This window comes from Rathayibacter sp. VKM Ac-2805 (assembly GCF_009834265.1).
In the GTDB taxonomy this organism is placed as follows: Bacteria; Actinomycetota; Actinomycetes; order Actinomycetales; family Microbacteriaceae; genus Rathayibacter.
The window spans coordinates 3,411,163-3,423,744 of record NZ_CP047185.1; the positions used below are offsets into that span (position 1 = coordinate 3,411,163).

The window sequence follows — 12,582 nt, forward strand, 5'->3', positions numbered from 1 at the left end:
ATCCCGAGCCTCCGCGCGGCGCTGAAATCCGGGGCGAGCGTGCCGACGGCCCACTGGGCGCGGAGACCAGGCACCCCGAGCACCCTCGCGTCGCAGAGCCCCGCTATCCCAGCGTCCCGAGCGCGATCCGCGGCAGCAGCCGCTGGATCGCGACGGCCGCCGCGCCGCGCGCCCACTCCACGAGCCCGCCGTCGTCGACGAGCAGCGCCAGGGGCGGAGCGTCCGGGTCGCGCGTGGCCGCGATCGCGGCGTCCACCACCGCGGCCTGCTCCGAGTAGAGGGCGACACCCTCCCCGGCCAGGATCACCGTGCCGGACATCGAGAGGTTGCCGATCGCGGCGATCATCGTCCCGAGCGCGTTGCCGGAGTCGGCGAGGATGCGCTCGGCACCGGGGTCGCCCGCGCGAGCGGCGGCGAAGCCCTCGGCCAGGGTCAGCTCGCGGCCGGTGGCGACGAAGAGCTGGCGGAGGAGCGAGGGCAGGCTGAGCATCGCGGTCGAGCAGCCGCGGTGGCCGGCCTCGCAGACGGGGCCGGTGGGATCCAGCGGGTAGTGGCCGCCCAGGCCGAGCCCCGCCTCCGGGGGCGCGACCACCCGGTCGTGCACCACCAGTCCGTAGCCGACGCCCGCGCCGACCGTGAGCACCGCGAAGTGCGGGATGCCGCGGCCGCGCCCGAACCAGTGCTCGGCGCCCGTGAGCGCGACCACGTCGTTCTCGAGGGCGACCGGCAGCCCGAGGGCGGCGGAGAGCGGAGCGGCGAGGTCGACGTCGCGCCAGCCGAGGAACGGCGCGCGGCTCACCCGGCCGTCGGCGCCGATGCTCCCGCCGAGCGTCACGCCCAGGCCGGCGAAGGCGGAGGGGCCGCCGAGCTCGTCGACGACCGAGACGATCGCGGCGATCACGTCGGCGGGCTCCGTGCCGGGCAGCGGGCGGACCAGCTCCCGCTCGGTCCGCGCGCGCAGGTCGGTGCGGACGGCGAGGACCTCGGTGCCGGTGATCTTCACGCCCGCGAAGCTCAGCGCGTCGGCGCGGATGTCGAGCGGGCGGGCGGGGCGGCCGACTCCGGTGCTCTGCTCGGGGCCCTCGACGACCAGGCCGCCGTCGAGGAACGGGCGCGCGAGCCGGGTCAGGCTGGCGGGCGAGAGGCCGAGGCGGCGGCCGAGCTCGGCCCGCGAGACGGGACCGTGGATCAGGACCTCGCGCGCCAGGAGCTCGGAGGAGCTCCCGGAGGCGTCCTCGGCGACGATGGTGTCGGTCACGGGGCTCCTTCTTTCCGGCCTGGTAGAAAGCTACCGGCAGTGCGCCGCTCCAGGAACGGATCCGGTCACCCTCACCACTCTTGACACCCCTATTACTTCTGCTCTAGAAATAAGCCATGCACCGCAGCATCGCCCCCACGAACGACGCCGTGACCCTCTCCGGCCGGGAATCGCGCCTCTTCCACTTGCAGGACGGGGGCACCAGCGTCGTCGTCGACGCCCGCCTCGTCACCTTCCCCACGATCGTGCACTGGGGCGCCGCGCTCGGAGATCTTTCCGCCGCCGAACTATCCGCCCTCGCCGACGCCGCCCTCCCCCAGCGCGTCTCGGGCGGACTCGACGCCTTCGCGCCGTTCGGCCTCGTCGCCGTCGAGGCCGACGGCTGGCAGCACGCCCCCACCTTCGAGGGCACCCACGAGCGCGCGGCCGCGTCGGAGCGGTTCGAGGTCGAGAGCATCGAGGCGCTCGGCTCCGCCCTCCGGACCGTCGCCACCGGCGCGGGCGTCCGGCTGACGGTGGACCTCGAGGTCGATGCGGCCGGCCTGCTCACCCAGCGCGCCCGGGTCGAGAACCTCGACGCCCGCCCGTTCCGCCTCGAGCGCTTCGAGCTCGGCTTCCCGCTCCCCGCGACCGCGCGCGAGATCCTCGACACCACCGGGCACCACCTCCGCGAGCGCCACCCCCAGCGCCGCCCGCTGACCATCGGCGAGCACACCCGCCGCACCCGCCGCGGCCGCCCCGGCGCCGACGCGACCCTCCTCCTCGCCGCGGGCATGCCCGGCTTCGGCTGGGAGCGCGGGCTCGTGCACGGCGTCCACCTCGGCTGGAGCGGCGACAGCTCGCTCCGCGCCGAGCGCACCGTCGAGGGCGTCTCGCTCCTCGCGGCCGGCGAGCTGCTGCGGCCCGCCGAGATCGAGCTCGCGCAGGGCGAGAGCTACGAGACCCCGGTCGCCTACGGCTCCTGGGGCGACGGGCTCAGCGCTCTGCAGGCCCGGTTCCACGCGTCGCTCCGCGCCCGCCCGCAGCACCCCGTCGCTCCGCGGCCCGTCACCCTCAACACCTGGGAGGCCGTCTACTTCGACCACGACCTCGCTCGCCTCACCGCCCTCGCCGAGCGGGCCGCGCGGATCGGGGTCGAGCGCTTCGTGCTCGACGACGGCTGGTTCCTCGGCCGCCGCGACGACACCGCGGCGCTCGGCGACTGGACCGTCGACCCTTCGGTCTGGCCGGAGGGCCTCACTCCGCTGACGGACGTCGTCACCGGCCTGGGCATGCAGTTCGGCCTCTGGGTGGAGCCCGAGATGATCAGCCCCGACTCCGACCTGGCCCGCGCGCACCCGGAGTGGATCCTCGGCCCGGCCGGCCATCTGCCGGCCTCGGGGCGGCAGCAGCAGGTGCTCGACCTCTCGCAGCGCGGCGCGTTCGAGCACGTGCGCGACGCCCTCGACGCGCTGCTGACCGAGTACCCGATCGCGTACCTCAAGTGGGACCACAACCGCGACGTGATCGAGGCGGTCTCGCCCGCCACCGGCCGCTCCGCCGTCCACGAGAACGTGCTCGCGCTCTACCGCCTGCTCGACGAGCTGCGCTCCCGGCATCCCGGCGTCGAGATCGAGTCGTGCGCCTCCGGGGGCGCCCGCGTCGACCTCGGGATCCTCGCCCGCACCGATCGCATCTGGACGAGCGACTGCATCGACCCGCTCGAGCGGCAGACCATCCAGCCCTTCACCCAGCTGGTGGTGCCGCCCGAGCTGATGGGGCAGCACATCGGAGGGCCGCGGTCGCACTCGACGCAGCGCACCCACTCGCTCGCCTTCCGCGCCGGCACCGCGCTGCCCGGCCACCTCGGCATCGAGTGGGACGTCTCGGATCTCGCCCCCGCCGTCGAGGAGGAGCTGACCGCCTGGGTCGCCTTCCACCGCGAGCACCGGGCGCTGCTGCACACCGGGACGGTCGTGCGCGCCGACCTCGCCGACGACGCCGCCTCGCTCTCCGGAGTCGTCGCCGCCGACCGCTCCGCCGCCCTCTTCACCTTCGCCCAGCTGCGCACCGGCGAGACCTACCCGCCCGGCCGGATCACGCTCCCGGGCCTGGACCCGGAGCGCACCTACTCCGTGGCGCTCGCCCCGGTCACGTCGCCGCTCGGCGGCCCCGGGCAGTCGCCGCTCGGCTGGGCCGAGCACGGGACCGCGCTCCGCGGCCGCGTGCTGGGCACTGTCGGGCTCCAGGCCCCCGTCCTCGATCCGGAGCAGCTCGTCGTGCTCGTGCTCACCGCCCTCTGACCCGCCCTCCCGGCTCCGGAGCCGACCCGCTCCACGGCCGCCGCACCTGCTCTCGCACCGCCCTCCGCGGTCGAGCGCGCCCTGAGACCTGTCCCCACGCGCAAGGAGGCGCCGCATGTCCGCTCATCCGCATCCCCCCGGGTTCTCCCGGCGGCTGTTCCTCTCGGTGCCGCTCGCCGCGGCGTCCGCCGCCGCCCTCGCCTCGTGCGCCTCCCCCGGCGCCGGCGACGGAGTGACCACGCTCGACTTCTTCCAGTTCAAGGCGGAGGCGGTGGAGGACTTCGCGCGGATCATCCGCGAGTTCGAGGCGGCCAACCCGGACATCCGGGTCATCGCCAACAACGTGCCCGACCCCGACACGGCCATCCGCACCCTGCTCGTCAAGGACAAGGTGCCGGACGTGCTGACCCTGAACGGCAGCGGCTACTACGCCGACCTCGCGAAGGCCGGCGTGTTCCACGACTTCACCGGCGACGAGCTCGTCGAGCGGGTGAACCCGGCGGCCCTCGACATCCTCGCCGCCCTCGGCAGCTTCGAGGGGAACGAGGTGAACGCGCTCGCCTTCGCGAACAACGCGGACGGGATCCTCTACAACCGCACGATCTTCGCCGAGAACGGGATCGAGGTGCCGACCACCTGGGACGAGCTGATCGCCGTCTGCGAGACGCTCACCGCCGCCGGGATCACTCCCTTCTACGGCGCCCTGCTCGACAACTGGACCGGCGCCCCCGCCTTCAACGCGCTCGGCGGGCAGCTGCAGCCGGACGGCTTCTTCGACGCGATGCGCGAGGAGGGAGCGGCGCTCGGCCCCGACTCCCCCGTCTCGTTCACGAAGGACTACGCGACGACGATGGAGCGGCTCGGGCAGCTCTTCTCGTACACGCAGGAGGGCTCGTTCGGCCGCGGCTACGACGACGGCAACCAGGCCTTCGCCGCGGGCGAGGCGGCCATGTACCCGCAGGGCATCTGGGCGATCAACCCGGTGCGCACGAACAACCCGGACATCGATCTCGGCGTCTTCCCCTACCCGGTGCTCGACGACCCCGCGGACACGCGGGTCACCTCGGGCGTCGACGTGGCCGTCGCCATCGGCCGCGGCACTCCGAAGCTCGACGCGGCCCGCCGCTTCGTCGACTTCCTGCTGACCCCCGGAGTCGTCGAGCCGTACGTCGAGAGCCAGGCCGCCTTCTCGCCGCTGGTCGGCGCCGCACCCAACTCGGACCCCACGCTGGCCGAGCTGCAGCCCTACTTCGAGCAGGGACGGCTGATCGGCTTCGTCGACCACCAGATCCCCGCGAGCATCCCGCTCAACCCCACGCTCCAGGCGTTCCTCGCCAGCGGGGACGCCGACGCGGCGCTCCGGACCCTCGACAGTGAGTGGCGCAAAGTCGCGGCACGCACGACCAGGAAGTGACCCCATGACCACGACCACGACGGCCGCCGCGCAGGCGGTGGCGACCACTCCTCCGCCGCCCGCGCGCCGCAAGCGCACCATCGGCCGCACCTCGAAGACCTTCTACTGGATGACGGTCCCCGCCGTCCTGCTCTTCTTCGTGCTCCACACGGTCCCGGTCCTCACCGGAATCTTCTTCAGCTTCACGGACTACGCGGGCTACGGCTCCTGGGACCTGATCGGCGCCTCGAACTACCTCGCGCTCCTCCAGGACGACCGCGTCTGGAAGGCCTACGGGTTCACCTTCGGCTTCGCGATCGTGGCGACCGTGCTGGTGAACGTGATCTCGCTCGCCATCGCCGTCGCCCTCAACGCGCGGATCAAGTTCCAGACGGCGTTCCGCGGGATCTACTTCATCCCCTACGTGCTCTCGACCCTGGTCATCGGCTACGTGTTCCAGTACCTCTTCGCGAACTCGCTGCCGCAGATCCTCGGCGCGATCCCGGTGATCGGCGAGAACATCCTCGCGAACGCCGACTGGGCGTGGGTGGCGATCGTGGTGCTGGCGGTCTGGCAGGCCTCGGCCTTCTCGATCATCATCTACCTCGCCGGACTCCAGACCATCCCGGGCGAGCTCTACGAGGCGACCTCGCTCGACGGAGCGGGGAGGTGGCGGCAGTTCACCTCGATCACGTTCCCGCTGATCGCCTCCTTCTTCACGATCAACATGGTCATCTCGATGAAGAACTTCCTCCAGGTGTTCGACCACATCATCGCCCTCACCAACGGCGGTCCCGGCACCTCGACGGAGTCGATCACTCTGCTGATCTACCGCGGCGGCTTCCAGGGCGGCGAGTACGCCTATCAGACGGCCAACGCCGTCCTCTACTTCCTCATCATCATCGTGGTCTCGCTGATCCAGTTCCGAGTCCTCAGCCGCAGAGAGGCGTCGTTCTGATGACATCGACCATCACCCCCACGACCGCGATCGCCCTCGGCGAGCCCGAGGGGCGGCGCCGGCCCTCCCGCGACACCTACCGGATCAACTGGTGGGCGACCGCGCTCATCGCGGTCTGCTCGCTGACGATCCTCCTGCCGCTCTACTTCGCCGTCGTGACCGCGCTGAAGACGCCCGACCAGCTCGGCGGCACCGGGTTCGAGCTGCCGACTTCGATCTCGTGGGGCAACTTCGCCGAGGCGTGGACGGCGACCCGCTTCCCGCAGGCCTTCGTGAACACCGCGCTGATCACGGTCGGAGCCGTCGTGCTGACGCTGTTCTCGAACTCGATGGTCGCCTACGCGGTCGCCCGGAACATGCACAGGCCGTTCTTCAAGGGCGTCTACTTCTACCTGCTCGCCGCGGTCTTCGTGCCGTTCCCGATCATCATGCTGCCGGTGGTGAAGGAGACGGCCCTGCTGGGCCTGGACAACCAGGCCGGGCTGATCCTGCTCTACGCCGTGTTCGGGCTCTCGATCAACACGTTCATCTACACCGCCTTCATCCGCTCGATCCCCATCGAGCTCGAGGAGGCGGCGCGCACCGACGGCGCCTCGACCTGGCGGACCTACTGGCAGGTGATCTTCCCGCTGCTCGGCCCGATGAACGCGACCGTCGGGATCCTGACCTGCGTGTGGGCGTGGAACGACTTCATCCTGCCGCTCGTGGTGCTCTCGGACCCGTCCGCCCGCACCCTGCCGCTGGCCGAGTACGTCTTCCAGGGGCAGTTCAACACGAACTACACCGTCGCCTTCGCGTCCTACCTGATGGCGATGGCGCCGCTGCTGATCGTGTACCTCTTCGCGCAGCGCTGGGTGGTCAGCGGAGTGATGCGCGGGTCGATCAAGTAGCGGTCGCGGCGAGCGCCGCCTCGAGCAGATCGGTGAGCACGGTGCCGTGCGAGCCCGCGTCCTCCGGGTGCCACTGCACGCACCAGAGCGGCGCGGACTCGTGCTCGAGGGCCTCGACGGTGCCGTCGTCGGCGCGGCCGACCACGACGAGGCCCTCGCCGGGACGGTCGACGGCCTGGTGGTGGGAGCTGCGGACGTCGAGCTCGGCGGCGCCGAGGATGCGAGCGAGGGCGCTGCCCGGCTCGAGCGCCACGCGGTGGTCGACCATCCCGGACAGGTGCTCGCCGGGGACCGACCGGCCGACGTGACCGGCGCCGGGCAGGTGCTGCACGAGGTCGCCGCCGAGGGCGACGTTGACCAGCTGCATCCCGCGGCAGATCCCGACCAGCGGGGTCCGCGTCTCGACGGCACGGCGGACGAGCGCGATCTGCGCGCGGTCGGCGGCGGGGAAGGACTGGCCGCGGTGCGGGTCGTCGGGCCGGCCGCCGTAGAGGGACGGGTCGACGTCCTCGCCCCCGGTGACCACGACGGCGTCGGCGGCGGCGAGCCGGCGCTCGAGCTCGGCGGCGCCGGCCTGCTCGGCCGGGACGCGGTCGACCACGAAGCCCGCGGCGGTGGCGGCCGAGACGACGCTCGCGGTCAGCAGCTGCAGCTCGATCTCGAACTCGGGGTCCTCGCGGCCGCCGTCGGCGACGTCGACGACGAGCAGGACGGGGCGGTCGGAGGCCATGCGGACATCGTGCCACCCGGCCGGCTCCTGCAGAACGTCGGCGGAGAGGAGGCCCCCTCGGTCGAGAGGCGAGGAACCGCGCTCTCGGCGGGCGTTCTGCACGAGCCCGCAGACCTCTCCCGGGGTCTGGTCAGGATCCGGTACCGCGATCTAGGATGTTCACGTTCACATTCCGTGCGAAGACGCACACCTCCGCGGCCCTGCGGATCGTGCCTCGACGCCGCACCCGATCACGAGGGCCATCTGCATGAGACGATCACGATCGGCGGTGAGGACCGCTCTGGCGGTCGCGACCGTCGCCGCCACGGCGCTGCTCGGCGCCACGGTCCCCAGCTCCGCCTTCGGAGCCACCGAGACCCCGCTCCTCCACTACACGTTCGACACCGCCCCCACCGGCACCACGGTCGCCGACACCAGCGGCAACGGCTACAGCGCGACGCTGCGCGGCTCCGGGGCCCAGTTCCGCAACGGGCTCATCAGCCTCCCCGGCGGATCCGCCGCGGCCGCCCCCTACCTCGAGATCCCCACCGCCGGCCTCGTCGGCAAGAAGGACCTGACCTTCTCGACCTGGCTCGCCCACAAGGGCGGGACCGGCAACGTCGCCGCCGCGTTCGTCGGAGCGCCCGTCGCCTCCGGCGCCTCGTTCTCCTCCGGCTACTGGCTGCTCAACCCGAGCAACCTCTCCGGCTACACCAAGTCGGTCGTCACCAACTCGGTCAACGCGGGCGCTCCCTACAACACCGAGGTCGGCGCCGGAGCGACGGGCACCCCGACCGTCGGCGCGCGCACCCCCTCGGGCCTCTCGCTCTACACGACCGTCGTCGACGGCTCGACCGGCAAGCTCACCGTGTACGTCAACGGCGCGCAGATCTCGCAGAGCACGATCGCCCGCGACGTCTCCTCGTTCGGCCCGTCGCTCGTCGCGTACATCGCGCGCTCGACCTACAACGACCCGGGCTGGAACGGCGAGATGGACGACTTCGCCGTCTACGACAGCGCCCTCAGCAGCAGCTCCGTGCAGGCGCTCTACTCCTCGCAGGCCCTCGACCGCGCCGTCGCGTCGGTCACGGTGCCCACGGAGGCGACCGCCGGCTTCACGGTGCCCACCACCGCCAGCGGCGTCGGCATCACCTGGACGTCGAACAGCGCGGCCGTGGCCATCACCGGCGGCACCGCGACCGTCACGCGCCCCGCCGCGGGGCAGGCGGACGCCACCGCCACCCTCACCGCCACCTACAGGGTCGGCACCGAGACCCGCTCGGTCGACTACACGGTGCGCGTCGCCGCGCAGCTGGACGACGCGACGAAGGTCCAGCGCGACCTCGCCGCGATCGCCATCCCGAACGTCGGCGACATCCGGACGAACGTCTCGGTGCCCACCACCGGCACGCTCGGCTCGAGCATCGCCTGGAGCGTCGTCAGCCCGAGCGGAGCGACCGTCCGCGACGGCAGCGCCGCCGGCACCCGCACCATCGACGTCGACCGCCCCGCGACCGGGAGCCCCGCGATCGACGTGGTCGTCCGCGCGACCGCGACCAGCGGATCCACCACCCGGACCCGCGACTTCACCCTCCGGGTGCAGCCGCTCCCCGCCGGCACCGACGACACCGAGGCGTACGTCTGGGCGTTCTTCACCGGAGAGGGCGACGGCGCCGAGCGCATCAGCCTCGCCGCCTCGAAGGGCAACGACGCGCTGAGCTGGAACACGCTGAACGGCGGCAAGCCGGTCTTCACCTCGAACCTGGGGACGATGGGCCTGCGCGACCCGTTCATCATCCGCTCGCACGAGGGCGACAAGTTCTTCATGCTCGCCACCGACCTGAAGATCGACGGGCTCCCCGGCGGCTTCGACACCGCGCAGAAGTCGGGCTCGAAGTACATCGAGGTCTGGGAGTCGACCGACCTGGTGAACTGGTCCGCCCAGCGCCACGTCAAGGTCTCCACCGACTTCGCCGGCAACACCTGGGCCCCCGAGGCGTACTGGGACGACGAGCTCCAGACCTACGTCGTGTTCTGGGCCTCGAACATGTACCCGACCACGAACACGGCCGACCGCGCCTCCGTCACCTACAACCAGATGATGTACGCGACGACCGAGGACTTCACCTCCTTCTCGGAGGCGAAGCCGTGGATCGACGTCAAGCGCGGCGCCGGCAAGGGCACCATCGACTCGACGGTCGCGAAGGACGGCGACACCTACTACCGCTTCACCAAGGACGAGGCGTCGATGACCCTCCGCGAGGAGAAGAGCACCGACCTGCTGGCCACCGTCTCGGGCTCGCTGCCCGGCACCGGCGGACCGGCGGACGAGTGGTCGCTGGTCAAGGAGAAGGTGGCCTCGGGCCTGCCCAACGGCGAGCCCGGCAAGACCTTCACCAGCGGTGAGGGCCCCAACGTCTTCCCCGCCAACGAGGGCGACGTGAACGGCCTCGACTGGTTCCTCTTCATCGACCAGCCGAACTACCACGACGGGCCGAACCACTACATCCCGTTCGGCACCGACGACCTCGCGAACGGCGACTCCTGGCAGCCGCTCGGAGCGAAGCTCCGCACGGGCCTGCCGCAGAACGCCGACGGCGGCAAGCCGCGCCACGGCACGGTCATCCCGGTGACGCGCTCCGAGTACCAGAAGGTGCTCGAGGGTTACGCCCCCGGCCTGGCCGTCGCCTCGGTCGCTCCGCTGACCGCGACGACCACGGCCGGCACCGCGCCGGTCCTGCCCCGCGCCACGATCACGACCGCCGCCGGCACCACCAGCACGGTCGACGTGGCCTGGGACGCCGTCGCGCCCGCCGCCTACGCCACGGCCGGGACCTTCACGGTCTCGGGCGTCGCGCAGGACGCGTCGCGCATGCCGGTGCAGGTCACGGTCACCGTGCAGTCCTCGCTGAAGGTGAGCGCGACCGCCACGTCGCGCTGCGTCGCCGGCAAGGTCGTGCTGACGGTCGTCGGCAGGAACGGCGACACGGTGCCCATGGACGTCTCGATCAGCACCCCCGAGGGCGTGAAGACGATCGCCGGCGTGAAGCCCGGCGCCTCCGGCTCCGCCGCGTTCACGGTGCGCTCGACGCAGCTCGCCGCGGGCGAGGCGACGGTCACCGGCACGGCCACGGTCGGCGGCAAGACCGTCACAGCCACGGCCACCGCGCCCTACAGCGCGCGCAGCTGCGGCTGACGCACGGCACTCCCCGGGAGCCCGTCGCACCTCACCGGTACGGCGGGCTCCCGTCGTCGTGCGGGGGGAGCCGGGAAACCGCCCTGACGCCGAGACGCCGCTCCCTCGGCTGCGCTTCGACGGACGGCGCGGCGCCTCGGTACGCGGGCGGGGGCCCGGGACGGCCCGCCCGGCGTCATCCGGCGACGGCTGCCTGCCCGGCTTCGAGCAGGTCGCGGACGTTGCGCGGCTCGCGTCCGAGGAGGCGCCCGAGCTCGGGGCCGGTGCCCGCGAAGAAGCCGTGCTCGGCCGCCTGGTGCATCCCGAGGGTGAAGCGCACGAGGAACTCGGGCTGACCCGCCGCGACGCGCGCGGCGACCCACTCGTCGTCGCCGAGGACGCGCAGCTCGACGGGTCGCCCGCCGACCTCGGCCGCGATCCCGGCGATCTCCTCGAACGTCGGAGCCTCCGTCGCGGTCAGCATGATCGGCCCGTCCTGCGGGCTCCCCGAGAGGAGGAGCCGGGCGGCCGCCTCCGACTCGTCCTCGCGGGCCGTCCACGAGACGCGACCGTCCGAGGGGACCTCGATCACTCCGGTCTCCCGCCACGGTCCGAGGAAGAGGCCCAGGCTGTGCGCGTAGAAGCCGTTGCGGAGCGACGTCCAGGCGAGCCCGGACTCGGCGAGCAGGCGCTCGGTCGCCGCGTGGTCCCGGCCCGGGCCGAAGGGGGTGTCGGCGGCGGCGCCCTGGTGGCTCGTGTAGAGGACCCGTCCGACTCCGGCCGCGACGGCCGCCTCGACGGCGGTGCGGTGCAGGGCGACGGCGTCGGCCCGCGGATCGCTCGAGGAGACGAGGAGCAGCTGATCCGCTCCGTCGAAGGCGCCCGGGAGGGAGGCGGGGTCGGCGTAGTCGCCGACGCGCACCTCCACTCCGCGCTCCGCGAAACGGGCGGCCTTCGAGGCGTCGCGGGCGACGACGGCGATCCCGGAGGCGGGGACGGAGTCGAGGAGGTGGTCGACGGTGGCGCCGTTCAGAGCGCCGGTGGCACCGGTCACGATGATCATGGGGAGAGCCTTCCGATGAGGGGTATCAGCGATACCACGAGGAAGATAACCACGGAATTCCACTGATAGCAACAGTGCGCTACCGTCGATACGTGACCAGTCCCACCCCTCCAACCGACACGCGCCTGCGCATCGTCGAGGCAGCCGCCGGCCTCCTCCGCGACGACGGCCCCGCCGCCGTCACCACGCGAGCGGTCGCCCAGGCGGCCGGGCTGCAGGCCCCGGCGATCTACCGCCTCTTCGGCGACAAGGACGGCCTGCTCGAGGCGGTCGCGGAGCACGTGCTGGCCACCTGGGTCGACTCCAAGGCGCGGACGGTCGAAGCGGCCGTCGCCGGCGGCGTCGACCCGGTCGAGGACCTGCGCTCGGGCTGGGCCGCGCAGGTGGAGTTCGGCCTGGCCAACCCCGCGCTCTTCCGCCTCCTCAGCGATCCGGGTCGCGCCTCCGGATCGCCGGCCGCCCTCTCCGGGCGGCGGGTCCTCGCCGCGCGCGTGCAGCGTGTGGCCGCCGAGGGCCGCCTCCGCGTGCCGGAGGAGCGCGCCGTCGGCCTCATCCAGGCGGCGGGCACCGGCGTGGTCACCACCCTGCTCTCCACCCCCGCCGCCGACCGCGACCCCGGTCTCGCCGACGCCGCGCTCGACAGCGTGCTCGCGGGGATCCTCACCGACCCGCCCTCCCCCGGCGACGGCGGGCGGCTCACCGCCCTCGTCGGCGTCCGTGCCCTCGCACCGGAGCTCGCCGGCCTCACGCCCGCGGAGCGCCTGCTGCTCGCGGACTGGCTCGACCGCGCCCTCGCGGCGGCCGAGCAGGAGTGACGGGCGCGCAGGAGTGACGGGCGCGCTTCCACCACAGGA

Annotated in this window: 9 protein-coding genes; 6 read left to right on the forward strand and 3 right to left on the reverse strand. The window is 72.7% G+C overall.

Annotated elements, in window-relative coordinates; translation table 11 throughout:
* Positions 1 to 103: 103 nt before the first annotated feature.
* Positions 104 to 1,258, reverse strand: coding sequence for an ROK family transcriptional regulator (locus tag GSU40_RS15985; RefSeq protein WP_160035820.1), 1,155 nt, complete (start codon positions 1,256 to 1,258; stop codon positions 104 to 106).
* A gap of 116 nt (positions 1,259 to 1,374) precedes the next feature.
* On the opposite strand from GSU40_RS15985, the gene GSU40_RS15990 reads away from it, so the two are divergent.
* The 4 genes from GSU40_RS15990 to GSU40_RS16005 all read left to right on the forward strand — a co-directional run bounded on the left by GSU40_RS15990 (position 1,375) and on the right by GSU40_RS16005 (position 6,781).
* Positions 1,375 to 3,540, forward strand: coding sequence for an alpha-galactosidase (locus GSU40_RS15990; RefSeq protein WP_160035822.1), 2,166 nt, complete (start codon positions 1,375 to 1,377; stop codon positions 3,538 to 3,540).
* 115 nt (positions 3,541 to 3,655) lie between these two features.
* Positions 3,656 to 4,954 carry an extracellular solute-binding protein gene (locus GSU40_RS15995; RefSeq protein WP_160035824.1) on the forward strand — a complete coding sequence of 433 codons (1,299 nt, stop codon included), beginning with the start codon at positions 3,656 to 3,658 and terminating at the stop codon, positions 4,952 to 4,954.
* Positions 4,955 to 4,958: 4 nt separating this feature from the next.
* Entirely contained in the window at positions 4,959 to 5,891 is a 933-nt protein-coding gene (locus tag GSU40_RS16000) for a sugar ABC transporter permease (protein WP_104225874.1), read from the forward strand.
* On the forward strand, positions 5,891 to 6,781 hold the full coding sequence (locus tag GSU40_RS16005; protein ID WP_347877594.1) for a carbohydrate ABC transporter permease: 891 nt from the start codon (positions 5,891 to 5,893) through the stop codon (positions 6,779 to 6,781). The genes GSU40_RS16000 and GSU40_RS16005 overlap by 1 nt, the downstream gene beginning before the upstream one ends.
* Here the strand turns inward: GSU40_RS16005 and GSU40_RS16010 are convergent.
* Positions 6,774 to 7,511, reverse strand: coding sequence for a gamma-glutamyl-gamma-aminobutyrate hydrolase family protein (locus GSU40_RS16010; RefSeq protein ID WP_160035826.1), 738 nt, complete (start codon positions 7,509 to 7,511; stop codon positions 6,774 to 6,776). The genes GSU40_RS16005 and GSU40_RS16010 overlap by 8 nt on opposite strands.
* 268 nt (positions 7,512 to 7,779) lie before the next feature.
* Between GSU40_RS16010 and GSU40_RS16015 the strand changes: the two genes are divergently transcribed.
* On the forward strand, positions 7,780 to 10,686 hold the full coding sequence (locus GSU40_RS16015; protein ID WP_160035828.1) for an immunoglobulin-like domain-containing protein: 2,907 nt from the start codon (positions 7,780 to 7,782) through the stop codon (positions 10,684 to 10,686).
* Between the two features lie 175 nt (positions 10,687 to 10,861).
* Here the strand turns inward: GSU40_RS16015 and GSU40_RS16020 are convergent, their stop codons facing one another.
* Positions 10,862 to 11,728 carry an NAD(P)H-binding protein gene (locus GSU40_RS16020; protein WP_160035830.1) on the reverse strand — a complete coding sequence of 289 codons (867 nt, stop codon included), beginning with the start codon at positions 11,726 to 11,728 and terminating at the stop codon, positions 10,862 to 10,864.
* A 92-nt stretch (positions 11,729 to 11,820) separates the two neighbouring features.
* Here GSU40_RS16020 and GSU40_RS16025 point away from each other — a divergent pair, with 92 nt between their 5' ends.
* The gene (locus GSU40_RS16025) at positions 11,821 to 12,543 is read left to right on the forward strand and encodes a TetR/AcrR family transcriptional regulator (protein WP_160035832.1); all 723 of its coding nucleotides are present in this window, start codon (positions 11,821 to 11,823) and stop codon (positions 12,541 to 12,543) included.
* The last annotated feature ends 39 nt before the right edge of the window (positions 12,544 to 12,582 follow it).